General features: G+C 71.6%; 18 protein-coding genes and 1 tRNA gene. 2 read left to right on the top strand and 17 right to left on the bottom strand.

Going from position 1 to position 21,114, the window contains the following annotated elements; genetic code table 11:
• Nucleotides 1–68: 68 nt before the first annotated feature.
• Nucleotides 69–977: a GlxA family transcriptional regulator gene (locus ACFVU3_RS13165; protein ID WP_390066010.1), complete on the top strand. Its 909-nt coding sequence runs from the start codon at nucleotides 69–71 to the stop codon at nucleotides 975–977.
• A 20-nt stretch (nucleotides 978–997) separates the two neighbouring features.
• Here ACFVU3_RS13165 and ACFVU3_RS13160 read toward each other — a convergent pair.
• The 6 genes from ACFVU3_RS13160 to ACFVU3_RS13135 all read right to left on the bottom strand — a co-directional run bounded on the left by ACFVU3_RS13160 (nucleotide 998) and on the right by ACFVU3_RS13135 (nucleotide 5,666).
• A tRNA-Ala gene (locus ACFVU3_RS13160) sits at nucleotides 998–1,072 on the bottom strand.
• A gap of 86 nt (nucleotides 1,073–1,158) precedes the next feature.
• The gene (locus ACFVU3_RS13155; RefSeq protein ID WP_390065968.1) at nucleotides 1,159–1,521 is read right to left on the bottom strand and encodes a DUF1304 domain-containing protein; all 363 of its coding nucleotides are present in this window, start codon (nucleotides 1,519–1,521) and stop codon (nucleotides 1,159–1,161) included.
• Nucleotides 1,522–1,757: 236 nt separating this feature from the next.
• The gene (locus ACFVU3_RS13150; RefSeq protein WP_390065967.1) at nucleotides 1,758–3,986 is read right to left on the bottom strand and encodes a hypothetical protein; all 2,229 of its coding nucleotides are present in this window, start codon (nucleotides 3,984–3,986) and stop codon (nucleotides 1,758–1,760) included.
• Between the two features lie 152 nt (nucleotides 3,987–4,138).
• The gene (locus tag ACFVU3_RS13145; protein ID WP_390065966.1) at nucleotides 4,139–4,492 is read right to left on the bottom strand and encodes a DUF6113 family protein; all 354 of its coding nucleotides are present in this window, start codon (nucleotides 4,490–4,492) and stop codon (nucleotides 4,139–4,141) included.
• Nucleotides 4,489–5,424, bottom strand: a complete 936-nt coding sequence (mshB, locus tag ACFVU3_RS13140) for an N-acetyl-1-D-myo-inositol-2-amino-2-deoxy-alpha-D-glucopyranoside deacetylase (protein ID WP_390065965.1) — start codon at nucleotides 5,422–5,424, stop codon at nucleotides 4,489–4,491. The genes ACFVU3_RS13145 and mshB overlap by 4 nt, the downstream gene beginning before the upstream one ends.
• A 41-nt stretch (nucleotides 5,425–5,465) precedes the next feature.
• A complete protein-coding gene (locus ACFVU3_RS13135; RefSeq protein ID WP_169087190.1) occupies nucleotides 5,466–5,666 on the bottom strand; it encodes a hypothetical protein in 201 nt (66 codons plus the stop codon).
• A gap of 226 nt (nucleotides 5,667–5,892) precedes the next feature.
• Between ACFVU3_RS13135 and ACFVU3_RS13130 the strand changes: the two genes are divergently transcribed.
• Nucleotides 5,893–8,079, top strand: a complete 2,187-nt coding sequence (locus ACFVU3_RS13130; RefSeq protein WP_390065964.1) for a prolyl oligopeptidase family serine peptidase — start codon at nucleotides 5,893–5,895, stop codon at nucleotides 8,077–8,079.
• On the opposite strand, the gene ACFVU3_RS13125 is transcribed toward ACFVU3_RS13130, so the two are convergent.
• The 11 genes from ACFVU3_RS13125 to ACFVU3_RS13075 all read right to left on the bottom strand — a co-directional run bounded on the left by ACFVU3_RS13125 (nucleotide 8,055) and on the right by ACFVU3_RS13075 (nucleotide 21,114).
• Entirely contained in the window at nucleotides 8,055–8,993 is a 939-nt protein-coding gene (locus tag ACFVU3_RS13125; RefSeq protein ID WP_390065963.1) for a hypothetical protein, read from the bottom strand. The genes ACFVU3_RS13130 and ACFVU3_RS13125 overlap by 25 nt on opposite strands.
• 188 nt (nucleotides 8,994–9,181) lie before the next feature.
• Nucleotides 9,182–10,429: an ABC transporter ATP-binding protein gene (locus ACFVU3_RS13120; RefSeq protein WP_390065962.1), complete on the bottom strand. Its 1,248-nt coding sequence runs from the start codon at nucleotides 10,427–10,429 to the stop codon at nucleotides 9,182–9,184.
• Nucleotides 10,422–11,405 (bottom strand): ABC transporter ATP-binding protein, encoded by a 984-nt coding sequence (locus ACFVU3_RS13115; RefSeq protein ID WP_390065961.1) that lies wholly within the window; start codon nucleotides 11,403–11,405, stop codon nucleotides 10,422–10,424. The genes ACFVU3_RS13120 and ACFVU3_RS13115 overlap by 8 nt, the downstream gene beginning before the upstream one ends.
• A gap of 6 nt (nucleotides 11,406–11,411) precedes the next feature.
• Nucleotides 11,412–12,398: an ABC transporter permease gene (locus ACFVU3_RS13110; protein WP_390065960.1), complete on the bottom strand. Its 987-nt coding sequence runs from the start codon at nucleotides 12,396–12,398 to the stop codon at nucleotides 11,412–11,414.
• On the bottom strand, nucleotides 12,391–13,314 hold the full coding sequence (locus ACFVU3_RS13105; protein ID WP_390065959.1) for an ABC transporter permease: 924 nt from the start codon (nucleotides 13,312–13,314) through the stop codon (nucleotides 12,391–12,393). Before ACFVU3_RS13105 ends, ACFVU3_RS13110 begins: the two co-directional genes overlap by 8 nt.
• A 112-nt stretch (nucleotides 13,315–13,426) precedes the next feature.
• Complete coding sequence (locus tag ACFVU3_RS13100; RefSeq protein WP_390065958.1) at nucleotides 13,427–15,052, bottom strand: ABC transporter substrate-binding protein; 1,626 nt, start codon at nucleotides 15,050–15,052, stop codon at nucleotides 13,427–13,429.
• Between the two features lie 216 nt (nucleotides 15,053–15,268).
• Nucleotides 15,269–16,357, bottom strand: a complete 1,089-nt coding sequence (locus tag ACFVU3_RS13095; protein ID WP_390065957.1) for an ABC transporter ATP-binding protein — start codon at nucleotides 16,355–16,357, stop codon at nucleotides 15,269–15,271.
• Entirely contained in the window at nucleotides 16,350–17,408 is a 1,059-nt protein-coding gene (locus ACFVU3_RS13090) for an ABC transporter ATP-binding protein (protein WP_390065956.1), read from the bottom strand. Before ACFVU3_RS13090 ends, ACFVU3_RS13095 begins: the two co-directional genes overlap by 8 nt.
• 14 nt (nucleotides 17,409–17,422) lie before the next feature.
• Nucleotides 17,423–18,376 (bottom strand): ABC transporter permease, encoded by a 954-nt coding sequence (locus tag ACFVU3_RS13085; protein ID WP_390065955.1) that lies wholly within the window; start codon nucleotides 18,374–18,376, stop codon nucleotides 17,423–17,425.
• The gene (locus ACFVU3_RS13080) at nucleotides 18,369–19,301 is read right to left on the bottom strand and encodes an ABC transporter permease (RefSeq protein ID WP_390066009.1); all 933 of its coding nucleotides are present in this window, start codon (nucleotides 19,299–19,301) and stop codon (nucleotides 18,369–18,371) included. Before ACFVU3_RS13080 ends, ACFVU3_RS13085 begins: the two co-directional genes overlap by 8 nt.
• Nucleotides 19,302–19,473: 172 nt before the next feature.
• Nucleotides 19,474–21,114 carry an ABC transporter substrate-binding protein gene (locus ACFVU3_RS13075; protein WP_390065954.1) on the bottom strand — a complete coding sequence of 547 codons (1,641 nt, stop codon included), beginning with the start codon at nucleotides 21,112–21,114 and terminating at the stop codon, nucleotides 19,474–19,476.

Genomic DNA, 21,114 nt, shown 5'->3' with positions numbered 1-21,114 from the left:
CCGCGTGGCAGACTGCCCGCGTGCCCGCCTTCACGACCGTCGCCGCCTACGCGCCGCCCGGTGTCGGCATGCTCGCCGTCGGGGTCGTCGCGGAGGTGTTCGGGCCGCACGGCGAGGGGGTGCCGGGCTTCGACCTCGCCCTGTGCGCCGACCGGCCGGGCGCGGTCCGCTCGGACTGCGGGGTGCCGCTCTCCGTCCCGCACGGGCTCGACCGGCTCGCCTCGGCGGACCTGGTGATCGCCCTGCCGGGGGCGGGTTTCCGCACTCCGCCCGGGCCGGACGTGCTCGACGCCTTCCGGGCCGCCCACGCGCGGGGCGCGCTGGTCGCGGCGCACTGCGTCGGCGCGTTCGCGCTCGCCGCCGCCGGGCTGCTCGACGGGCGCCGGGCCACGACGCACTGGCGGTTCGCGGACCTCCTCGCCCGCCGCCACCCGGAGGTCACGGTCGACGCCGGCGCGCTGTACGTGGACGAGGGCCGGATCGCCACCGGCGCGGGCGCGGCGGCGGGCTTCGACCTCTGCCTCCACCTGCTGCGCCGGGAGCACGGCGCGGCCCTCGCCAACGCGGTCGCCCGGGACATGGTGCTGCCCTCGCACCGCGACGGGGGCCAGGCCCAGTACCTCGCCGCTCCCGCCCCCGGGGACGGCCGGGACGAGCACCTCGCCGAGGTCCTCGCCTGGGCGCGCGCGAACCTGCACGAGCCGCTGACCGTGACGGAGCTGGCCCGCAGGGCCATGATGAGCCGGCGCACCTTCGCCCGCCGCTTCACCGCGGCCACGGGCACCACCCCGCACGCCTGGCTGCGCGGCCTGCGGCTGAGCGGTGCGGAGGAGCTTCTGGAGACGACGGACCTGCCCGTCGAGGAGATCGCCCGCCGCGTCGGCTACGGCAGCGCGGCCGTGCTCCGGGAGCAGTTCGTGCGCCGCCGGGGGGTGCCGCCCCGGACCTACCGGCGGACGTTCACGACGTCGCCGTAGCGGGGGGGGGAAGAGGAGGGAGCGGGGCGACCGGATTCGAACCGGCGTCCTCCGAGATGCCATCGCGGCGCATTACCTCTGTGCTACGACCCCGCTCCCAGGCCGCCGAGTCTAGGCAGGGCGCGCCGAACGGGTCAAACGGGTTCCTCGGGACCGGTGATGACCTGCCGTCAGGGCGGGTTCAGCCGGCGACGAGCACGGCGGAGAGGGCGAGCGCGCCGGGGAGGGCCTGGGCGTAGAGGATGCGCCGGTTGGCGGTGGCGGCGCCGTAGAGGCCCGCGACGACGACGAACGACAGGAAGAAGACCTGCACCCGGAAGCCGGTGGGGTCGTCGGCGACGAGGCCCCAGACGAGACCCGCGGCGACGAAGCCGTTGTAGAGGCCCTGGTTGGCGGCCATGGCGGCGGTCTCGCGGGCGGTGCGGGCGTCGAATCCGGAGAAGCGGCGGCCGGTCTCCTTCTCCCACAGGAACATCTCCATCACGAGGATGTAGACGTGCAGGAGCGCGATGAGGGCGACGAGGATGTCGGCGGTCAGCGGCATGCGCCCATTGTGGGCGGGAGGGCGTCGCCGGGGCCGGTACGACGCGGGGGCACCCGCCGTCCCCCACCCCTCGCGCCCGAGCACCGCCCCCGCGTCGCGCCCGAGCACCGCCCCCGCCCCCGTCTCCTCGCTCCCGCGCGGTCGCCGGCCGGTTCCCGCCCCCCGAAGCGCGACACCCCCCGCCGGTCGGTGCCGGCGGGGGGTGTCGGGTCGGGCGGTGCGCCCGGCGGCGGGGGTCAGCCCTTGCCGGTGAGGTCGATCGTCGCGGTGCGCTCGGCCTTGCTCTTGCCGCGGAGGGCGTCGCGCATCACGAAGGCGACGTCGTCGGCGGAGACCTCGTGCTTCGAGCCGTCGCCCTTGGTGATCATGACGCCGTCGAAGGTGCCTTCGAGGAGGCGGGTGATCGCCTTCTTGTCGTACACCTCCACCAGGTGCCCGTCGACGGCCTTCATGGAGAGGATCTGCGGCAGCGAACGGGCCGGGCCGAAGTCGATCTCCTTGCCGCCGGCCCGGATGGTGATCCGGCCGGACATGGCGGGCCGGGCGAACTCCTTCATCGCCCGGTCCAGTTCGGCCTGGGTGACCGTGGGCTTGCGGACGCTGACCGGGAGCTCGACGACATTGCCCCGCCCGGTCTCGACCTGGGCGCGGAAGGCGTCCTTGACGGAGATCATCGAGCGCTGGACGTCGATGCCCTGACCGGGCTTGCCCTCGACGGCGGTGACCTTGTTCGGGGCGAAGAGGATCGTCGCCTCGGTCGCCGACGAGGAGGAGCCCGCGAGGTCCTGGAGGGCGACGGCGAGCTTCTCGTCGTCGACCGGGAAGACCGGCTTGGCGACGCGCTCGCCGCCGAAGAGGGAGCCGATCACCGAGACGGGGTTGTAGTCGCTGCCGGCCGCGTTGCGGACGGTCTCCTGGCTGTCCAGGGAGAGGCCGGCCTTGTCCGGGGCGAGCTGGACCTTCTTGCCGCCGACGGTGAGCTGGAGCGGGGCCGCGGCGCGCTTGCCGAGCGTCGTCTCCAGCTTGTCGACGGCCTCCTCCTTCGTCCCGCCGCCGATGTCCACGCCGAGCACCGTGGTGCCCTTGGGGACGTCGGAGTGGTTGAGGAGCAGTCCGGCGCCGTAGGCGACGCCGGCGACGGCCACGACCCCGACGGCGAGCAGGACCAGCTTGGAGCGGCCCTTCTTCGCCGGGGCGGGGGCGGGCTTCGGCGCGGGCCTGGGGGCCGGCGCGGGCTGCTGGGCCTCCTCCTGGCGGCCGGGCCGGGGCGCGGGCGCCGGGCGCCCGTCTCCGCCGGGGGCCGCGCCGGGCCGGCCGGCGGCCGGGGGCACCACGGGGATGCCGCTCGTCAGGGTGTCACCGGACACCTGGCCGCCGCCGGGACCGCCGGGGCCCGGACGCCCGGCGCCCGGCGTGGGCGCGGGCTGCTGCGGCGTCAGGATCGCGGTGTCGTCGGACATGCGCGGCGGGCCGCCGGCGCCGTACGGGCCGGGGCCGCCGGGCACCGGGCCGCCGGGCGCCGGAGGGCCGCCCATCGGGCCGCCGGCCGCGGGGGCACCCGGGCGGCGGGGCATGGCGGGACGGCGGGGCGCGCCGCCGCCGAGGTCGGCGATGCCGCTGGCCGGGCCCGTGGTCGGGCCGGTCGGCTGGCCGTCGTAGCGGGGCGTGCCGGCCGCCGGGGTGCCGTCGTACCGCGGCGTGCCGCCGGCCGGGGTCCCGTCGTACCGCGGCGTGCCGCCGGCCGGGGTCCCGTCGGGGGACGGCGTGCCGGGCTGGGGGCCGTCGTAGAGGGGGACGCCGGCGGCGGGGGTGCCGTCGTAGCCGGGAAGGGTGCCCGTGTCGTACAGCGGGTTGCTGACGGGGCGGCTGGAGGGCGCGCTGCCGACCGTGGGGACGCCGGCGGTCGCGGAGCCCGCGAAGCCGGTGCCGGAGGTCTGCGGGCCGCCGAGCGCCTTCGGCGCGGGGGCCGGCGCGGGCGTGGGCGCCGCCGCGGGGGCGCCCGCGGGGGCCGGGCCCGCGTTCTTGCGCGGCGCGAACCAGTCGCTGGTCTCCTTGGCCTTGGCGGCGTCGGGACCGGCCTGCGGCGGCTCCGGCGCGACCGGGGCGGGAGCCGGTTCCGGCTCGGGCTCCGGGGCCGGCGCGGGAGCGGGCCGCTCCGGCTCGGCCGCCGCGGCGACGTCGTCGGCGGAGGCGCCGGCGACGGGCTTGCGGACCACGACGGGCGGGATCGGCCGCGAACCCGGAATGTTGATGCGGATCCGGGTGGTCAGGGTGGTCTCGGTCTTCGGCTCCTCCGGCGGCGCCGCGGGCGCGGCGGAGGTCTCCTCCTGCGCGTCCTGCGTCGGATGGAGCGACGGATACTGGCGGGATCCGTACGGCTGGGTTCCCGACGGATAGGCGGCCCCGCCGCGCCCCTGGGCGCCGGAGGACGAACTGTCGGTCTCTCGACCAGTTTCACGACTCAAAGCAGGATCTCCCGGTTGGCTCCGCCGCCCGCTCTTGCTGATGCTCGTACTGTCCCGGGCGGTTCGGCGGCGCGCACCACCATACTGTCCGGCGCCGCCGGTTATCCGCTCGGTGCGCAGTCCGGCCGCTCACAGGTGGTCTACAGGATGGACTACGGGGTGCCCTGCGGCAGCCTGCTGACGGTGGCGCAGATCACAGCGGCTCCCATGCCGCCGAAGAGGAAGAGCAGCTCGCCGACGCCGCCGCCGAAGAGCCCGTCGCCCTCGGGACGGCCGAGACTGAGCACGATGACGGCGAGGAGCCAGCCGCCGCCGGCGGCGGCGAGTCCGACCTGGTTGCCGGTGGCCCGCATGCCGCCGTAGAAGAGGGCGGCGGTGGCGAGGAGGGCGAGGAGCAGGCCGAGGGGGAACCAGGCGGCCTGGACGAGGGCCCCGGCGATGCCGACGAGGGCACCGAGGAGGAGAAGTGCCAGGTAGGCGGCGTACCGGAGGGCGGGGGTGGTCATCGGGCCGCCACCTCCGCGGCGCCGTCGCCGGCGGGGAGCCCCGCGAAGAGGTCGGTCTCGCGCTCTCCGGCCGGGGCGCCGGAGGTGCCGCGGACGAGTTCGTAGTACTCGGTGGTGAAGAGCGGCTGGCCGAGGTCGTTGGAGAGGGCGAACCAGGGGCCGTCGACGGCGACCTGGGTGGCGTGGGCGGCCATGGCGGCGCTCTTGCGGGCCGCGTACGAGTCCCCGGCGGCGAGGTCGCCGCCGTCGATCTCGGCGGTGACGCGGTCCTCGGCGACGACGCCGGGGACGTCGTCGGGGGCGGCGTCCTTCGGGAAGGCGGAGCCCTCGGCGGCCAGGCGGGCGAAGCCGGCCTCGACGACGGAGCGGGGCACGCGGTTCCAGTAGATCTTGGCGATGGTGTGGGCCGGGCCCAGGTCGGCGCGGTGGCCGGGGTCCGCGGCGAGGTCCGCGGCGCGCATGGCGACCCGGTGGGCCTGGATGTGGTCGGGGTGGCCGTATCCGCCGTCGGGGTCGTAGGTGACGAGGACCTGGGGGCGGGTCTCGCGGATCACTCCGACGAGGGGGGCGGCGGCGGTGTCGACGTCCGTGTTCCAGAAGGCGTTCTCGCGCTCGTTCTGGGGGACGCCCATCATGCCGGAGTCGCGGAAGCGGCCCTCGCCGCCGAGGAAGCGGTGGTCGGTGACGCCGAGGGCGGCCATGGCGGCGGCGAGTTCGCCGACGCGGTGGGGGCCCAGCCGGTCCTCGCGGTCGGGGGCCAGATGGGCGAGCTCGGGCGGGATGACCTCGCCCTCCTCGCCCAGGGTGCAGGTGACCAGGGTGACAAGGGCGCCTTCGGCCGCGTACCGGGCCATGGTGGCGCCGTTGTTGATCGACTCGTCGTCGGGGTGCGCGTGCACGAGGAGCAGACGACGGGCGGGGAGATCGGTCATGGCCCCACCCTACGAGGCGGGGCCGCGGGCGGCCGCCCGGGTCAGAACTTGAGGCCGGCGATCATGCTCGCCACGTTGGTGGTGAGCGTGGTGATGGAGTCGGAGAGGGAGGAGCTGGCGAGGTAGAAGCCCAGGAGCGCGCAGACCACCGCATGACCGGCTTTGAGTCCGGATTTCCGGATCAGCAGGAAGACGACGATCGCCAGCAGCACCACCACGGAGATCGAGAGCGAGAGTGCCACGGCGGTTCACCTCCACCTTCGGTCGGGAATTCGAGCGGTTCGTGCGAGCGGTTCGTGCAAGTGGTGCGTGCGGGTGGTGCGGTCCCCGGGCATGTGCCCCGGGTCCCCCGCGTGTGCATACCCACGGAGGGCCACCCACCAAGCGCTACGGATCATAACTATCCGTACCCGCGCATTGATCGGCGTACAGGCGCGCGAGGGGGCGTACAGCGCTACTTTCAGCCGTATGACCTTGCCTCAGCAGTACTCGTCCGCCCCATCCGTGGGGCTCTCCTTCCCGCGTCTGCACGCCCGGACCCAGCGGTTCGGTCTGGGGGTGCCGCGCGGGTTCGCGGTCTCCCCGGACGGGCAGCGGGTCGCGTTCGTCCGCTCCGGTTCGGGCACGGACCGGGCGCACGCGCTGTGGGTGCTCGACCTGCCGGCGGGCGGCGGGGAGCCGGTGGAGCGGGTCGTCGCGGAGCCGTCGGCGCTGCTCGCCGGGGCCGAGGAGGAGCTGTCGGCGCAGGAGCGGGCGCGGCGGGAGCGGAGCCGCGAGGGATCGGCGGGGATCGTCGGGTACGCGGTGGACGCGGCGGTGGAGCTCGCGGCGTTCGCCCTGTCCGGACGGCTGTTCACGGCCGGGCTGCGGGCCGGGACGGCGCGGGAGCTGCCGGTGCCGGGGCCGGTGCTCGACCCGCGGCCCTCGCCGGACGGGCGGCGGGTGGCGTACGTGTCGGGGGGTGCGCTGCGGGTGGTCGGAGCGGACGGTTCCGGCGACACGGAACTGGCGGTTCCGGAGGACGCGCACACCACCTACGGATTGGCCGAATTCATCGCCTCGGAGGAGATGGGCCGGGACCGCGGATTCTGGTGGTCGCCGGCCTCGGACCGGCTCCTGGTGGCCCGGGCCGACGACCGGGAGGTGCGCCGCTGGTTCATCGCGGACCCGGCGCACCCGGAGCGCGAGCCGCAGCGGGTGGGGTACCCGGCGGCGGGCACGCCCAACGCGGAGGTGCGGCTCTTCCTGTACGGCCTCGACGGCTCCCGCACCGAAGTGGTGTGGGACCGGGAGCGGTTCCCCTACCTCGCGCGCGTGCACTGGTCCTCCGCGGGCGCCCCGCTGCTGCTGGTGCACGCGCGGGACCAGCGGAGCGGGCGGGTCCTCGCGGTGGACACGGCGGCGGGCACGACGGCGACCGTGCGGGAGGAGGAGGATCCGGCCTGGCTGGAGCTGCTGCCGGGGGTGCCGTGCTGGTCGGCGGACGGGCGGCTCGTACGGGTCGGCGACGAGGGCGGGGTGCGGGCGCTGGCCCTCGGCGAGGAGCGGCTGACGGACGCGTCGCTGCACGTGCGGGCGGTGCTCGACGTGGGCGCGGACGACGTGCTGGTGTCGGCGTCGGCGGGCGCGGCGGCGGCGGAGCCGGAGACCGGCGAGACGCATGTGTACCGGGTGTCGGAGCGGGGCGTGGAGCGGGTCTCCGAGGGCGTGGGCTGGCACGGGGCGGTGCGCTGCGGCGCGGTGACCGTGCTGGTGTCCTCGCGGCCGGACGCGCCGGGTCCGGTGGCGCGGGTGCTGCGCGACGGGAAGCGGGTGGCGGTGGTGGGCTCGTGCGCGGCCGAGCCGCCGCTGCGGGCCCGGCCGGTGTTCACCGAGGCGGGCGAGCGGCGGATCCCCTGCGCGGTGCTGCTGCCGTCCTGGTACGAGGAGGGGCACGGGCGGCTGCCGGTGCTGATGGATCCGTACGGCGGCCCGCACGGGCCCCGGGTGGTGGCCGCGCACAACGCGCACCTGACCTCGCAGTGGTTCGCCGAGCAGGGCTTCGCGGTGGTGGTGGCGGACGGCCGGGGGACGCCCTGGCGGTCGCCGGCCTGGGAGAAGGCGGTGCTGCGGGACCTCGCGGTGACGCTGGAGGACCAGGTGACGGCGGTGCGGGCGCTGGCGGAGCGCTTCCCTCTGGACCTGGACCGGGTGGCGGTGCGGGGCTGGTCGTTCGGCGGGTATCTGGCGGGGCTCGCCGTGCTGCGGCGCCCCGACGTCTTCCACGCGGCGGTGGTGGGGGCGCCGGTGACCGACTGGCGGCTGTACGACACCCACTACACCGAGCGGTACCTGGGCACCCCGGAGTCCGCTCCGGAGGTGTACGCGGCGCAGTCGCTGCTCACCGACGACGGTCTGTCGGCGCCGCGGGAGCCGGCCCGGCCGATGATGATCGTGCACGGTCTGGCGGACGACAACGTGGTGGTGGCGCACGCGCTGCGGCTGTCGTCGGCGCTGCTCGCGGCGGGCCGGCCGCACGAGGTGCTGCCGCTGTCGGGGGTGACGCACATGACCCCGCAGGAGCAGGTGGCCGAGAACCTGCTGCTGCTCCAGGTCGACTTCCTGAAGCGGTCGCTGGGCGGTTTCCCGGATCACCAGCCGGGCGGGCGCGGGTAGGGCGGCGGCGGGGTCGCCGCCGGGGGCCGGGGCGCGGGCGCGGCGTCGGGGGCGCCGCGCCCGGCGAGGAGGGCGAGGACGGCGGCGCCGGCCAGGGCCCCGCAGGCGGAGGCGGCGAGGGCGGGGAGGTCCGCGTCGGGCGCCACGACGTACCGGACGTCGTGGTCGAGGTGGAGGCGGACGGCCCGGGCGAGTTCGGCGAGACCGTTCGCGAGGAGGAAGCCGCCGGCGAGGAGGCCGAGGGGGCGGGTGTGCCGTGCGGCGGAGAAGGCGGAGACGGCGGCCGTCAGGTACAGGGCGACGAGGACGGCGGCGAGCCAGCCGGGCGGCACGCCGAGGGCGGCGCCGAGGACGGACCGGCCGCCGGTGAAGCGGTCGACGACGAGCCGGGGGTCGATCCGCGCGGCGTGGTGGACCTCCCGGCCGAGGAGCAGCAGTCCGCCGGCGGTGAGCAGGAGGCCGGCGGCGACGGCGGGTCCGGGGCGCGGGCGGGTGGGGGCCGGCTCGTCCGGGCCGCCGGCCGGGCGGCGGCCCGCGAGGGCGGTGACGAGGAGGCCGGCGGCGAGGGCGAGTTCGGTGAGGGCGGTGACGAGGGGGCCCGTGCCGTGGGTCCAGAGGCCGGGGAGGCGCAGGGCGAAGGTGACGGCTCCGGTGGAGGCGAGCGCGGCGGCGGCGTGCCGGGAGCGGAGGGCCGCGAGGGCGGTGCCGGCGGCGGCGAGGCAGAGGACCGGGTCGAGCAGGGTGGTGGCCGACCGGGCGCGGGAGAGCCGGAACACGTCGCCCGCCCAGTACCGGAACAGGTCCTCGGGCGAGCCGAGGGCGGCGAGGTCGCGCAGGATCCAGACGAAGGGGACGAGGGCGAGTCCGGCGGCGAGCGCCGCTCCGGTGAGACGTGCCGGTCGTGTCACAGTCACGCGGCCGATACTCACGGTCAGGGGCGGCCGAAACAAGCGGTTCCGGGGAACGGCCGGCGCGGAGGTGACGGAGTAACGGCCGGCGGAGGCCCTGGGGCCCCCGCCGGCCGACGGCACCCGCACGGCCGCACGTTCAGCAGGATCCGGTATCCGTATATCGGAGCCGATTCCCGCGCGTTGCCGAGGCGTTACAGCGTCTTCGGCCCTCCCGGCTCCTCCGGCGGCTCCTCGGTCCTCCCCTCGTCCCGCTCCTCCGCGTCCGCCTCGGACTCCGCCCGCGCCACCGCCGCTTCGTCGGCCTCCGCCACCGCCACCGCCTCGGCCTCCGCCGCCGCCTCGGACTCCGCCTCCAGGGCCGCCTCCACCGGGGCGGGGCCCTCCTCCAGCGGCACCGGGTGGGGCAGCGAGTCCTCCGGCGGGACGACCTGCTTCTCCTCCGCGAAGTGGCAGGCGGAGTCGTGCTTGGCGGGGCTGTCGGTGAGGCGGAAGACGGCCGGGACGGCGAGCAGCGGGACCTCCAGCTCGCACCGCTCCTGCGCCTTCCAGCAGCGCGTGCGGAAGCGGCAGCCGGAGGGCACGTTGGCCGGGGAGGGCACGTCGCCGGTGAGGATGATCCGCTCGCGGTGGGCGCGGGCCTCGGGGTCCGGCACGGGCACGGCGGAGAGCAGCGCCTGGGTGTAGGGGTGGGTGGGGTGGTCGTAGATCTGGGCGTCGGTGCCGATCTCCACGATCCGGCCGAGGTACATGACGCCGACCCGGTCCGAGATGTGCCGCACGATCGAGAGGTCGTGGGCGATGAAGACGTACGAGAGGGAGAACTCGGACTGGAGGCGGTCGAGCAGGTTGACGACCTGGGCCTGGACGGAGACGTCGAGGGCGGAGACCGGTTCGTCGGCGACGATGATCTCGGGCTGGAGCGCGAGGCCGCGGGCGATGCCGATGCGCTGGCGCTGACCGCCGGAGAACTGGTGGGGGTACCGGTTGATGTACTCCGGGTTCAGGCCGACGACGTCGAGGAGGTCCTGCACCTTGCGGCGGCGGTCGCCCTTGGGCGCGACCTCGGGGTGGATCTCGTACGGCTCGCCGATGATGTCGCCGACCGTCATGCGCGGGTTGAGCGAGGTGTACGGGTCCTGGAAGACCATCTGGATGTTCCGGCGGACCGCCTTGAGAGCGCGTGGGGACAGCCTGGTGAGGTCCTCGCCCTTGTACTTGATCGAGCCGGAGGTGGGCTTCTCCAGGTTGACCAGCATCTTCGCCACGGTCGACTTGCCGCAGCCGGACTCGCCGACGATGCCGAGGGTCTCGCCGGCGGCGAGGTCGAAGTCGACGCCGTCGACCGCCTTGACCGCGCCGACCTGCTTCTTGAAGAGGATGCCCTGGGTCAGGGGGTAGTGCTTGTGCAGGTCCCGGACCTCGAGAATCGCCTCAGCCATGGAGGCACTCCTTCCAGAAGTGGCAGGCGCTCGTGCGCGGGACGGGCGACTCGGTGACCTCGTACAGCGGGGGCACGTCGGTGCGGCAGACGTCCTGGGCCATCGGGCAGCGCGGGTTGAAGGAGCAGCCGGGCGGGATGGCGAGCAGGTTGGGCGGGAGGCCCTTGATCGCGTAGAGCTCCTGGCCCTTCTGGTCCAGGCGCGGGATCGAGTCGAGCAGGCCGCGGGTGTAGGGGTGGGCGGGCGCCTTGTAGATCTCGTGGACGGGGGCGTGCTCGACGATCCGGCCGGCGTACATGACGGCGATCTTGTCGGCGACGTCGGCGACGACGCCGAGGTCGTGGGTGATGAGGATCAGGCCCATGTTGTACTCGCGCTGGAGCTCGGCGAGCAGATCCATGACCTGGGCCTGGACGGTGACGTCGAGGGCGGTGGTGGGCTCGTCGGCGATGATCAGCTCGGGTTCGAGGGCGAGCGCCATGGCGATCATGATGCGCTGGCGCATGCCGCCGGAGAACTGGTGCGGGTACTGGCCGACGCGCTCCTTGGCGGCGGGGATGCGGACCCGGTCCATCAGCTCGACCGCCTGGGCGCGGGCGTCCTTCTTGCTCATCCCCTTGTGGACGACGAACATCTCGCCGAGCTGTTCGCCGACGCTGAGGACGGGGTTGAGGGAGGACAGGGCGTCCTGGAAGATCATCGCCATCTTGGCGCCGCGGACCTTCCTGCGCTCCTCCTCCTTGAGCGTGAGCAGGTCCTGCCCCTGGAAGAGGATCTCCCCCTGCGGGATCCTGCCCGGGGGCATGTCGAGGATGCCCATGACGGCCTGGGCGGTGACGGACTTGCCGGAGCCGGACTCGCCGAGGACGGCGAGGGTCTCGCCGGCGTCCACCGAGTAGTTGACGCCGTTGACCGCCTTCGCCACCCCCTCGCGGGTGTGGAACTCCACGTGCAGGTCGCGCACTTCGAGCAGCATGGGTCCCTACCTCAGCTTCGGGTCGAGGGCGTCGCGGACGGCGTCGCCGAGCATGATGAAGGCCAGCACGGTGATCGCCAGCGCGCCGGAGGGCCAGAGCAGCATGTGCGGGGCGTTGCGGACGTACGGCGAGGCCGAGGAGATGTCGATGCCCCAGGAGACGGTGGGCGGCTTCAGGCCGACGCCGAGGAAGGAGAGCGTCGCCTCCAGGGCGATGTAGGTGCCGAGCGCGATGGTGGCGACGACGATGACCGGCGCGACGGCGTTGGGCGTGATGTGCCGGAGCAGCATCCGGGAGTTGGAGGCGCCGAGCGCGCGGGCGGCCTGCACGTAGTCGTTCTGTTTCGCCGTGATCACCGAGCCGCGGGCGATGCGGGAGATCTGCGGCCAGCCGAGCAGCACCATGAAGCCGATGACGGGCCAGACGGTGTTGTTGCTGACGACGGAGAGGAGGACGAGGCCGCCGAGGATGACGGGGATGGCGAAGAAGATGTCGGTGACGCGGGAGAGGAGGCCGTCCCAGGCGCCGCCGAAGAAGCCGGCGAGGCCGCCGAGGACGGAGCCGAGGAGCGTCACGCCGAGGGTGGCGAAGAGGCCGACCTGGATGGAGGCCCTGGCGCCGTAGACGGTGCGGGTGTAGACGTCGCAGCCCTGTCCGTTGAAGCCGAAGGGGTGGCCCGGCTGGGAGCCCTCCTGCGCCTTGGAGAGGTCGCAGTCGAGGGGGTCGCCGGAGGCGATCAGGGACGGCCAGATGGCGATGACCACCAGGAAGAGGATGACCAGGCCCGAGATGATGAAGACCGGGTTGCGGCGCAGGTCGTGCCAGGCGTCGGACCAGAGGGAGCGGGGCTTCTTCTCGGGTCCCGTGCCCCGGGGGCCGCCCGGGGTCTTCTCCAGGCTCTCGCCCTCCTCCATGGCGAGGTCGGTCGCTCCCCCGGCACCGGTCGCGGCGATGGCGCGGCCCTCTTCGAACGGCTCGGTCGGCTCAGGCATAGCGAATCCTCGGGTCAAGGACGGCGTACAGGAGGTCCACCAGGAGGTTGGCCAGCAGGAAGATCAGGACGAGAATCGTCACGAAACCGACCACGGTCTGGGTGTTCTGCCGGACGATGCCCTGGTAGAGCTGGTAGCCCACCCCGTGGATGTTGAAGATCCGTTCGGTCACGATGGCGCCGCCCATGAGCGCTCCGATGTCGGCGCCGATGAAGGTGACCACCGGGATGAGGCTGTTGCGCAGCAGGTGGCGGCTGATGACCCGGCGGCGCGGGAGTCCCTTGGCGACGGCGGTGCGGACGTAGTCGGCGCGCTTGTTCTCGGCGATCGAGGTGCGGGTGAGCCGGGTGACGTAGGCGAGAGAGACCGAGGCGAGGACGAGGCCGGGGACGATCAGCTCGTCGAAGGTGGCCTCGGGCGAGACGGCCGGCTCGATCCAGCCCCACTTCACGCCGAGCAGCAGCTGGGCGAGGAGGGCGGTGACGAAGGTGGGGATGGAGAGGACGACCAGGGTCAGCAGCAGGACGCCGGTGTCGACGGGGCGGCCGCGCTTGAGGCCGGTGAGGACGCCGAGGCTGATGCCGATGACGATCTCGAAGAGGATGGCGACGATGGTGAGCCGGATGGTGACCGGGAAGGCGCTGGCCATCAGTTCGGTGACGGGCTGGCCGTTGAAGGCGGTGCCGAAGTCTCCGGTGAAGACGTTGCCCATGTAGGTCAGGTATTGCTGCCAGACGGGCTTGTCGAGGCCGAACTCCTTCCTCAGCTGGGCGGCGGTCGCCGGGTCGCAGGCGCGGTCGCCGCACAGTCCGGCGATGGGATCGCCCATCACGTTCACCATCAGGAAGATCAACAGCGTGGCGCCGAAGAAGACCGGGATCATCTGCAGCAGCCGCCGGATCACGTATCGACCCATGGGAGGCTCCGGGGGTTGGCTCCGGGAAAGAGCGGGGGAAGGCGTACGGCCCGGCGCGGGAGGTCCGCGGGCCGGGCCGTACGGCGCCGATCTGCTACGGCCTGCTAGGCGGTCACTTGACCGTGATCTGGTGGTAGACCGGGACGCTGAAGGGGTTCAGGGTGACGTTCTCGACCCGCTCGGAGTAGCCGGCGCTGCCGTTCTGGTACCAGAGCGGGATGGCGCCCATGTCGTCGCGGAGGACCTCCTCCGCCTGCTGGAAGAGGCCGACGGCCTTCGGGATGTCGGACTCGGCGTTGGCCTGGTCCACCAGCTTGTCGAACTCCTCGCTGCTGTACTTGCCGTCGTTGGAGGAGGCGTTGGTGTAGTACAGCGGCTGGAGGAAGTTCTGGATCAGCGGGTAGTCCATCTGCCAGCCGGCCCGGAACGGTCCGTCGAACTTCTGGGTGGTGACCTGGTTGCGGAAGTCGGCGAAGGTGCCGACGGGGTTGCCGACGCAGGCCGTGTTGTTGCCGAGCGCCCGGTTGATGGAGTTGCAGACGGCGTCCACCCACTCCTTGTGGGAGCCGGTGTCGGCGTTGTACGAGATCTTCATCGTGCCGCCGGGGATGCCGCCGCCCTCGGCGACGAGCTTCTTCGCCTCGGCGGCGTCGTACGTGCAGAAGTCGCCGCAGATGTCCTTGAAGCCGCCCTCCTCGCCCAGGACCGGGGAGGTCCAGTCGACGGCCGGGGTGCGGGTCTTCTGGAAGATCGTCTCGGTGATCTGGTTCCGGTCGATCGCCATCGACAGGCCCTGGCGGAGCTTCTCCTGGCCGGGCTTGTTCCACGCGGGGTCGTAGAACGGGAAGGAGAGGGTCTGGATGATGCCGGCCGGGGTGTTGATGTAGCGGTCGCCGAGGTCGGCGGAGACGTTCTTGAGCTGGGCGGCCGGGACGTCGTCGACGAGGTCGAGGTTGCCGGCGATCAGGTCGGTGTACGCGGTGTTGTTGTCCGTGTAGACCTTGAGGGTGATGCCGCCGTTCTGGGCCTTGTCGTCGCCGGGGTAGTCGTCCCAGCGCGTGAGCTGCATCTGGGAGCCCTTGGAGTACGAGTCGATGGTGTACGGGCCGTTGCCGACGGGCTTCGCCAGCCAGGCGTCGTGGTCGTCGAAGAACGACTGCGGGAGCGGGGCGTAGGCCGCGTAGCCGAGGGTGTCGGGAAAGGTCGAGAACTTCTGGGTGAGCTTGACCGTGAAGGTCTGCGGCCCGGTGACCTTGAGGCCGGACATGGTGTCGGCGGTGGCCTCGCCCTCCTCGGGGTGGACCTTGTCGTAGCCCTCGATGTAGCTGAAGAAGTAGGCGTTCTTCTGGTTGTTCTTCAGGCTGGCGCCGTAGTTCCAGGCGTCGACGAAGGACTCGGCGGTGACCTTCTCGCCGTTGGAGAAGGTCCAGCCGTCCTTGACGGTGACGGTGAAGTTGATCGAGTCCGTCGTCTCGATCTTCTCGGCGAGCATGTCCTTGGCCTCGCCGGTCTTCGGGTCGTACTCCTTGAGGCCGCGGAAGATCATCGACAGGACCTTGCCGCCCTGGACCTCGTTGGTGTTCGCCGGCTCCAGCGGGTTCTGGGGGTCTCCCCAGGAGGAGCTCACCACACCGTCGGCCCCTCCGCCGCCGCTGTCGTCACCGCCGCCGCAGGCGGTCGCCGCGAGGGCGACGGCGGTGGCCAGTGCGGCCCACTTGGCGTGCGTGGCTCCGCGCATGGAGTGCCTCCCGATTGTCCTAAGCGTGACTTAGGGCCCAATATCACCCGATATTGACGGTGGTGCACTTTTACGGCGTCCGAGGGAGTACGCGGGCGGACGGGCGCGGAGCGGGCGGGCGCGGGGGGTACGCGGGCGGGCGCGGGGACGCGGAAAGGGCCCCCCGCACCCGGCGGGGGTGCGAGGGGCCCTGGTCCTTCAGGCTGTCACGGTCGGTCAGCCCGCGTGGATGACGTCCCGCTCCTCGGCGAAGTGGCACGCCGACTCGTGGGCCGCGAGGGTGTCCTGGCCGCGGAAGCGCTCCGGGATCGCGAGCACCGGCTGCTCCGTGGAGCACTTCTCCTGGGCCTTCCAGCACCGGGTGCGGAAGCGGCAGCCCGACGGCGGGTTCGCCGGCGAGGGCACGTCGCCCGTCAGGATGATGCGGTCGCGGTGGGCACGGGCCTGCGGGTCCGGCACCGGCACGGCGGAGAGCAGCGCCTGGGTGTACGGGTGCGTGGGGTGGTCGTAGATCTCCGCGTCCGTACCGATCTCGGCGAGCTTGCCGAGGTACATGACGCCCACGCGGTCCGAGATGTGCCGGACGATCGACAGGTCGTGCGCGATGAAGATGTAGGACAGGTTGAACTCGTCCTGCAGCTTCTCCATCAGGTTGATCACCTGCGCCTGGACGGAGACGTCCAGGGCCGAGACGGGCTCGTCGCAGATGATGATCTCCGGGTTGAGCGCGAGGCCGCGGGCGATGCCGATGCGCTGGCGCTGACCGCCGGAGAACTGGTGGGGGTACCGGTTGATGTACTCCGGGTTCAGACCGACGACGTCGAGGAGCTCCTGCACCTTGCGGCGCCGGTCGCTCTTCGGGGCCACCTCGGGGTGGATGTCGAAGGTCTCCCCGATGATGTCGCCGACCGTCATGCGCGGGTTCAGCGAGGTGTACGGGTCCTGGAACACCATCTGGATGTTGCGGCGGACGGCCTTCAGCGCGCGGCCGGACAGCTTGGTGATGTCCTGGCCCTTGTAGAAGACCTCGCCCGCGGTGGCCCGCTCCAGGTTCATGAGGAGCTTGGCGACCGTGGACTTGCCACAGCCGGACTCGCCCACGATGCCGAGGGTCTCGCCCTGGTAGAGGTCGAAGGAGACCCCGTCCACGGCCTTGACCGCGCCGACCTGCTTCTTGAAGAGGACGCCCTGCGTCAGCGGGAAGTGCTTCTGCAGGTTGCGCACCTGGAGGATCGGCTCCCCCCGCTGGACGGGAACGTCCAGGGCGGCGGCCACGGCCTCGTCGTTCTTGCTGAGGTCAGCCATGGATCGTCTCCTTCCAGAAGTGGCAGGCGCTCTTGCGGCCCGGCAGATCGGCGCCGTCCTGCTCGGTGACCGGCGCCAGGGCCGGGATCTCCGTACGGCAGAGGTCGGTGGCCTTGGGGCAGCGCGGGTTGAAGGCGCAGCCCGTCGGGACCTTGAGCAGGTTGGGCGGGAGGCCCTTGATCGCGTAGAGCTCCTGGCCCTTCTGGTCCAGGCGCGGGATCGAGTCGAGCAGACCGCGGGTGTACGGGTGCGCCGGGCGGGCGTACAGCTCGTGCACGGGCGCCTGCTCGACGATCCGGCCGGCGTACATGACGGCGATCTTGTCCGCGACGTCGGCGACGACGCCGAGGTCGTGGGTGATCAGGATCAGGCCCATGTTGTACTCGCGCTGGAGCTCCGCGAGGAGGTCCATGACCTGGGCCTGGACCGTCACGTCGAGAGCCGTGGTCGGCTCGTCGGCGATGATCAGGTCGGGCTCCAGGGCGAGCGCCATGGCGATCATGATGCGCTGGCGCATACCGCCCGAGAACATGTGGGGGTAGTCGCCGACCCGCGCCTTGGCGGCGGGGATCTTGACCTTGTCCATCAGCTCGATGGCCCGGAGCTTGGCGTCCTTCTTGGACAGGCCCTGGTGGACGCGGAACATCTCGCCGAGCTGGTAGCCGACGGAGAGGACCGGGTTCAGCGAGGAGAGCGCGTCCTGGAAGATCATCGCGATCTTGCGGCCGCGGACCTTCCGGCGCTCCTCGTCGGACATCTTGAGCATGTCCTCGCCGCGGAACAGGATCTCGCCCTGCGGGATCTTGCCGGGCGGCATGTCGAGGATGCCCATGATGGCCTGGGCGGTGACGGACTTGCCGGAGCCGGACTCGCCGAGGACGGCGAGGGTCTCGCCGGCGTCCACCGAGTAGTTGACGCCGTTGACCGCCTTGGCCACACCGTCACGGGTGTGGAACTCGACGTGCAGGTTCTTGACTTCGAGCAGCGGTCCGTTGTGGGTGCCGCTCTCGCGCGGCGCCGGGACGGTCGCGTTCTTGTTGATGGTGCTCACGTTTTACGCCCTCCTCAGCGCAGCTTGGGGTCGAGGGCGTTGCGAACGGCTTCGCCGAGCATGATGAACGCCAGGACGGTGATGCTCAGCATGATCGACGGCCAGAGCAGCACATGCGGGGCAACGCGGATCTGGTCGACCGCGGTGGAGATGTCGACACCCCACGAGACGGTCGGGGAGGCGAGACCCAGGCCCAGGTAGGACAGGGTGGCCTCGGCCGAGATGTAGCCGCCGAGCGCGATGGTCGCGACGACGATCACCGGGGCCATGGCGTTCGGCAGGATGTGCCGGAACAGGATCCGGCTGGTGCCGGCGCCGAGCGCCTTCGCGGCGTGCACGTAGTCCGCCTGCTTGATGGTGATCACGGCACCGCGCATGACGCGGGCCATCTGGGTCCAGCCGAGGAAGGCCAGGGCGCCGACGACGACCCAGACCGTGCGCTCGGTGAAGGACTGCAGGACGACCATGGCACCGAGCAGGAACGGGATGCCGAAGAAGATGTCGGTGATCCGGGAGAGGACCGCGTCCCAGGCGCCGCCGAAGTAACCGGCGATCATGCCCATCAGGCCGCCGACGACCGTGACGATCGCGGTGACCGCGATGCCGACGATGACCGAGGCACGGGTGCCGTGGATCAGTCGGGCGTAGACGGAGCGTCCCTGGCCGTCGTAGCCGAACCAGCCCTCGGAACCGATCTTGCCGAGCTCCGGCTTGCCGAGGAAGTGGTTCACCAGGTCACCGCGGGTGGGCGAGGCGCTGGAGAAGAGGGTCGGCCAGGCGGAGATCAGCAGCAGGAAGGCGATCAGCACCATGGACACGAGGAAGTACGGGTTGCGGCGAAGGTCGGCCCAGGCGTCGCCCCAGAGGGAGCGGGCCTTGTCCGGCTTGTGCGTGCCCTTCGGTTCCGTCGCCGAGGGGGGTGCGACGGTGTCTTCGACGGCGGTGGCGGTCTTGGTCACGTCAGGCATACCGGATCCTCGGGTCCAGGACCGCGTACAGCAGGTCGATGAGCAGGCTGGTGACGAGGTAGACGATCACCAGGATGGTGACGAGCCCGACCAGGGTCGCGCCCTCTCGCCGCGTGATCGACTCGGCGATGAGACCGCCGACGCCCTTCACGTTGAAGATGCGCTCGGTGACGATCGCGCCGCCCATGAGGGCGCCGATGTCGGTGCCGAGGAAGGTGACGACCGGGATCATCGAGTTGCGCATGAGGTGGACGCCGATGACGCGGCGCTTCGGCAGGCCCTTGGCGACCGCGGTGCGCATGTAGTCGGCGCGCAGGTTCTCCGCCATCGAGGTCCGGGTGAGCCGGGCCACATAGGCGAGCGAGAGACCACCGAGCACAATGGCGGGAGCGATCATCTCGGACCACAACTGGTCGTTGCTGACGACCGGTTCGATCCAGCCCAGGTTGAAGGCGAAGACCATCTTGACGAGGAAGCCGAGCACGAAGACCGGGATCGAGATGATCAGCAGCGTGAAGATGAGGATGGCGTTGTCGGCCAGGCGGCCGGCGCGGAGACCGGCGATGATGCCGAGCCCGATGCCGAAGATCAGCTCGAACACGAAGGCCAGTGCGGCCAGCTGGAGCGTGACGGGGAACGCTTCGCCCAGCACTTCGGTGATCGGGCGATCGTTGCGGATCTGCGTCCCGAAGTCGAAGTGAAGGATGATGCCGGTCATGTAGTCCCAGTACTGCTTCCACAGTGGCTGGTCGAGACCGAGCTTGTGCCTGATCGCCTCGATGGTCGCAGGGCTCGCGCCCTTGTCGCCGAACAGTCCGGCCACGGGGTCGCCGGGCAGGCTGTAGACCATGAGGAAGATCAGCAGGGTTGTCCCGAAGAAGACCGGGATCATCTGGAGCAGTCGTCGTGCGACATAGCGCCCCATCATGCCTCCGTTGAGATGTGACGGCCGCAGCCGACGGGCCCTCCCGCGACATGGCTGCCCGGATTCGGACAGCGTGATGCCGTGGAAGGGCCCCCCAGCCGCTGCGTAAGGCACCGTGACGGGACTGACGATCCGTCAGTCCCGTGACGGCATGCGGACTACGCTCGGGTGATTACTTCTGCTTGACCTCGACGCCGGTCAGGATCGGGTCGCCGTCCTGGCCGTACGCCACACCGGAGACGTTCTCCGAGTAGCCCGCGTTGACCTTGTAGTACCAGAGCGGGATGGACGGCATGTAGTTCACCAGGTCCTTCTCGATCGCCTGGTACTCCTTGACGGACTCCTCAAGGGTCTTGGCGGAGTCGGCCTTGGCGATCTTGGCGTCCAGCTCCTTGTTGGAGAAGTCGCCCTGGTTGCCGCCCGCACCCGTGCGGAACAGGTCCGAGATGAAGTTGGCGTTCACCGGGTAGTCGAGCACCCAGCCGGAGCGGTACAGGGACTTGACCTGCTTCGTCTTACGAGCGTTCAGGTCGGCCTGGAAGTCCGGCTTGCTGTCGCCGACGCACTCGACGGAGGTCGCCTGGGTGATGGAGTTGCAGACCGCCTCCACCCACTCCTTGTGACCACCATCGGCGTTGAACTGGATGGAGATCTTGTTGTTCGGGACGCCGCCGCCGGCCTTGATGAGCTCCTTGGCCTTGGCGGGGTCGAACTTGGTGACCTCGACCGCGTCCGGCTGGTAGCCGAGCACGCCCTTGGCGACCCAGCCGGTGGCGGGCTCGCGGGTGCCGTTGAGCACCGTCTTGGTGATGGTGGCGCGGTCGATCGCCATCGACAGACCCTGGACGACGCGCGGGTCGATCGCCTTCGGCTTCTTCCACTGGTCGGCGTAGAAGGCGACGGCGATGGTCTGGATCGCGGAGTACGCCTGGTCGACGGCGCGGTCGCCGAGGTCCTGGCGGTACAGCGGAAGGTCCTTCGGCGCGATCTGACGCAGGACGTCGACGTTGCCGGCCTTCAGGTCCTCGTAGGCGGTCTCGAGGGTGGTGTAGTTCTTGAAGACCACACCGCCGTTCTTCGCCTTGTTCGGACCCTTGTAGTCGTCGTAGCGGACGACCTCGATCTTCTTCTTGTGGTCCCAGCTCTTGAACTTGTAGGGACCGTTGCCGACCGGCTTCTGGCCGCCGGCCTCGGGGTCCTTGAAGAAGGACTCCGGGAGCGGGGCGAAGACGATGTAGGCGAGCTTGTGGGCGAAGTACGGAACCGGCTTCGCGAGCTCGATGGTGAGGGTGCTCTCGTCGACGACCTTCAGGCCGTCGAGGGTCTTCGAGGTGGGCTTGGCGCCCTCGGCCTCGGGGTGGACCTTCTCGAAGCCCTTGATGTCGGCGAACCAGGAGGCGAGGCCCTGGGCGTTCTCGACGTTGGCGTTCCAGTTCCACGCGTCCACGAAGGACTTGGCGGTCACCGGGGTGCCGTCGTGGAAGGTCCAGCCCTTCTTGAGCTTGACGGTCCACAGCTTCGAGTCCGTCGTGGTGACCGACTCGGCGTTGATCATCTCGAGCGAGCCGTCGGCCTTGTAGTCGACGAGGGTCGAGAACAGGCCGGCCATGACGGCGGAGCCGTTGGACTCCATCGTGTCACCGGTGAGCAGCGGCTTCTCCGGCTCGCCCAGCTCGACGGAGAAGATGCCGTTCGGGTCGACCTTGCCCTTGGCGTCGCTGCCGCCCTCGCTCTTGCCCCCGCCACAGGCGGTCGCAGCCAGGGCGACGATGATCGCGCCCGTTACCCACTTGGCGCTCTTGGCACCGCGCAT

It is taken from the genome of Streptomyces sp. NPDC058052, from assembly GCF_042885515.1.
In the GTDB taxonomy this organism is placed as follows: Bacteria; Actinomycetota; Actinomycetes; order Streptomycetales; family Streptomycetaceae; genus Streptomyces.
The sequence above is the reverse complement of the archived record's forward strand: the minus strand, read 5'-3'. Positions and strand labels throughout refer to the sequence as shown.

What these genes read in the sequence shown, in the direction of transcription:
- ACFVU3_RS13165 (WP_390066010.1), top strand. Translation starts at nt 69, where the DNA reads ATGCTCGCCGTCGGGGTCGTCGCGGAGGTGTTCGGGCCGCACGGCGAG.
- ACFVU3_RS13155 (WP_390065968.1), bottom strand. Translation starts at nt 1,521, where the DNA reads ATGCCGCTGACCGCCGACATCCTCGTCGCCCTCATCGCGCTCCTGCAC.
- ACFVU3_RS13145 (WP_390065966.1), bottom strand. Translation starts at nt 4,492, where the DNA reads ATGACCACCCCCGCCCTCCGGTACGCCGCCTACCTGGCACTTCTCCTC.
- mshB (WP_390065965.1), bottom strand. Translation starts at nt 5,424, where the DNA reads ATGACCGATCTCCCCGCCCGTCGTCTGCTCCTCGTGCACGCGCACCCC.
- ACFVU3_RS13130 (WP_390065964.1), top strand. Translation starts at nt 5,893, where the DNA reads ATGACCTTGCCTCAGCAGTACTCGTCCGCCCCATCCGTGGGGCTCTCC.
- ACFVU3_RS13120 (WP_390065962.1), bottom strand. Translation starts at nt 10,429, where the DNA reads ATGGCTGAGGCGATTCTCGAGGTCCGGGACCTGCACAAGCACTACCCC.
- ACFVU3_RS13115 (WP_390065961.1), bottom strand. Translation starts at nt 11,405, where the DNA reads ATGCTGCTCGAAGTGCGCGACCTGCACGTGGAGTTCCACACCCGCGAG.
- ACFVU3_RS13110 (WP_390065960.1), bottom strand. Translation starts at nt 12,398, where the DNA reads ATGCCTGAGCCGACCGAGCCGTTCGAAGAGGGCCGCGCCATCGCCGCG.
- ACFVU3_RS13105 (WP_390065959.1), bottom strand. Translation starts at nt 13,314, where the DNA reads ATGGGTCGATACGTGATCCGGCGGCTGCTGCAGATGATCCCGGTCTTC.
- ACFVU3_RS13100 (WP_390065958.1), bottom strand. Translation starts at nt 15,052, where the DNA reads ATGCGCGGAGCCACGCACGCCAAGTGGGCCGCACTGGCCACCGCCGTC.
- ACFVU3_RS13095 (WP_390065957.1), bottom strand. Translation starts at nt 16,357, where the DNA reads ATGGCTGACCTCAGCAAGAACGACGAGGCCGTGGCCGCCGCCCTGGAC.
- ACFVU3_RS13085 (WP_390065955.1), bottom strand. Translation starts at nt 18,376, where the DNA reads ATGCCTGACGTGACCAAGACCGCCACCGCCGTCGAAGACACCGTCGCA.
- ACFVU3_RS13080 (WP_390066009.1), bottom strand. Translation starts at nt 19,301, where the DNA reads ATGGGGCGCTATGTCGCACGACGACTGCTCCAGATGATCCCGGTCTTC.
- ACFVU3_RS13075 (WP_390065954.1), bottom strand. Translation starts at nt 21,114, where the DNA reads ATGCGCGGTGCCAAGAGCGCCAAGTGGGTAACGGGCGCGATCATCGTC.